At 71.2% G+C, this 2,242-nt stretch carries 3 protein-coding genes and 1 pseudogene; 1 reads left to right on the top strand and 3 read right to left on the bottom strand.

Going from position 1 to position 2,242, the window contains the following annotated elements; all coding sequences use genetic code 11:
* The coding region (locus tag ACVNF4_RS35140) for a DAK2 domain-containing protein (RefSeq protein WP_461806905.1) at positions 1-459 on the bottom strand (459 nt) is incomplete at its 3' end.
* A 202-nt stretch (positions 460-661) separates the two neighbouring features.
* Between ACVNF4_RS35140 and rpmB the strand changes: the two genes are divergently transcribed.
* Positions 662-847, top strand: a complete 186-nt coding sequence (rpmB, locus tag ACVNF4_RS35135) for a 50S ribosomal protein L28 (RefSeq protein ID WP_003973430.1) — start codon at positions 662-664, stop codon at positions 845-847.
* A 92-nt stretch (positions 848-939) separates the two neighbouring features.
* Here rpmB and thiD read toward each other — a convergent pair whose 3' ends face one another.
* Complete coding sequence (gene thiD, locus ACVNF4_RS35130) at positions 940-1,728, bottom strand: bifunctional hydroxymethylpyrimidine kinase/phosphomethylpyrimidine kinase (RefSeq protein ID WP_461806904.1); 789 nt, start codon at positions 1,726-1,728, stop codon at positions 940-942.
* Positions 1,725-2,132: pseudogene (locus tag ACVNF4_RS35125) on the bottom strand (thiamine-phosphate kinase); the annotation flags it as partial. The gene thiD and the pseudogene ACVNF4_RS35125, both read right to left, overlap by 4 nt.
* Between the last annotated feature and the right edge of the window lie 110 nt (positions 2,133-2,242).

The raw sequence follows: 2,242 nt of genomic DNA, 5'->3' as shown, positions 1-2,242 counted from the left end.
GATCCCGGCGAACCCGTACTCCTGGGTGGCGACGGTGGTCGCCCACACGGAGGCGAGGGCGACGATCGCGCCGACGGAGAGGTCGATGCCGCCGGACATGATGACGAAGGTGTGAGGGGTGTCACCGTCGGCGGCGAGGGTCTGGGCCATGCCGCGCAGGAGCTGGGCGAGGATCGTCCCGGAGTTCCCGCGCGCGCCTATGAGGGCGCCGTGGGCCAGGGCGTGCACGGTGTCGGCGAGGGACGGCGTGCCGGGTTCGTGGGCCGCGAACACGGCCTCCACGGCCGTCGCGGCGGACTCCAGGGTCAGGTAGAGGTTGGTGCCGGTGTCCCCGTCCGCGACCGGGTAGACGTTGATCGCGTCGATCTCCTCGCGGGCCCCGCCGAGGGCGCGCAGCGCGAGGCCGCACCAGGTGCGCACCGCGAGAGCATCGAGGAATGTCTGCGGCACCTGCGCCACCTGCGCCTCCCTGAGCTGCTGGGTTGGACGCAGCGTAGTCCGATCGTGGTAGTTTCGTTCAACGGGAGCGGTCGTTGTATGCTGCTCCGGTTGCCCGATCCGATCGGGCCATTCCCCCGGCACCGCCACTTCCAGATCCTCGATCTCGATCCCGGCATGCCGGGATCATCCGTAAGTGCATCTGAAGTCTTTGGAGTGACCGGTGGCTGCTAACTGCGACGTCTGCGGCAAGGGTCCGGGCTTCGGCAACAACATCTCGCACTCGCACCGCCGTACGTCCCGTCGCTGGAACCCGAACATCCAGCGCGTGCGTACCGTGGTCAGTGGGACGCCGAAGCGCGTGAACGCCTGCACCTCGTGCATCAAGGCCGGCAAGGTTTCGCGCTGACGCTTCGCCGCTGAGCGCGTAGCCACTGCTGGTTCGCCGCAAGAAGCCGGTTCACTTTCGAGTGAACCGGCTTTCTGCACGTCCAAGGCCGGCTAAGGCCTGAACACCCAGCCGTGATCCACCGGCCCGATCCCCCCGCCGAGCGCGAACCCGGCCCGGATCGCCCCGGTGACGTACCCCTTCGCCGCCGTGACCGCCTCCGGCACGGCCGCCCCCTTCGCCAGCTCCGACGCGATCGCCGACGCCAGCGTGCACCCGGTGCCGTGGGTGTGGCGGTTGTCGTACCGGGGTGACCTGAGCCAGTGCTCCTCGCTCCCGTCCGTGAGCAGGTCCACGGCGTCCCCGGCCAGATGCCCGCCCTTGATCAGCGCCCACCCCGGCCCGAACTCCAGCACCGCCTTCGCGGCGTCCCGCATCCCCGCCTCCGACTCGACGCGCACGCCGGTCAGCCGGCGGACCTCGTCGAGGTTGGGGGTGGCGACCGTGGCCGCCGGGAGGAGCCGGTGGCGTACGGAGTCGAGCGCGGAGGCGGCGAGGAGGGGGTCGCCGTGCTTGGAGACGCCGACGGGGTCGACGACGACGGGTGCCGCCGTCGTCGTCAGCAGCTCGGCGACCGTCTCGACGAGTTCCGCGGAGGCGAGCATGCCGGTCTTCACGGCCTGGACGCCGATGTCGTCGACGACGCTGCGGTACTGGGCGCGGACGGCGTCGGCGGGGAGTTCCCAGGCGCCCTGGACGCCCAGGGAGTTCTGGGCGGTGACGGCGGTCACGACGCTCATGCCGTGGACGCCGAGGGCGAGCATCGTCTTGAGGTCGGCCTGGATGCCGGCGCCGCCGCCGGAGTCGGATCCGGCGACCGTCAGCACACGCGGCGGGGTCACTCCACTTCTCCGAAGTGGTCCCAGCCGCCGCCCCGGGCCCAGGGAGCGCCGTCCACGGTCACCTGAGGCAGCGCGGAGGGGCCGAGGACCTCGCCGATGACCTTCCAGCGGGCGGGGAGTTTCACGTCCGGCGGGAAGGTCGCCACGATCGCGTGGTCCTCTCCCCCGGTCAGCACCCACTGGATGGGGTCGACGCCGACGGCGTGGCCGATGTCGTTCATCTGGGTGGGAATGTCGATGGCCTCGGTACGGATGTCGATGCGGACCTTGCTGGACTCGGCGATGTGCCCGAGATCGGCGATCAGGCCGTCGCTGACGTCGCACATCGCGGTCGCGCCGAGCCCCGCCGCCGCCGGGCCCGCGTGGTACGGCGGCTCGGGGCGGCGGTGGGCCTCGACGAAGAAGGGACTCGCGGCGAAACTGAACCTCGCCCACGGCAGGGCGGCGACCTCGTCGTCGGTCTACGGCTCCGGCTGGTCGGCCGGGAACGCCGTCGACAATGACGCCTCGACCG

The sequence above is a fragment of the Streptomyces sp. S6 genome (assembly GCF_054880855.1).
The sequence above is the reverse complement of the archived record's forward strand: the minus strand, read 5'-3'. Positions and strand labels throughout refer to the sequence as shown.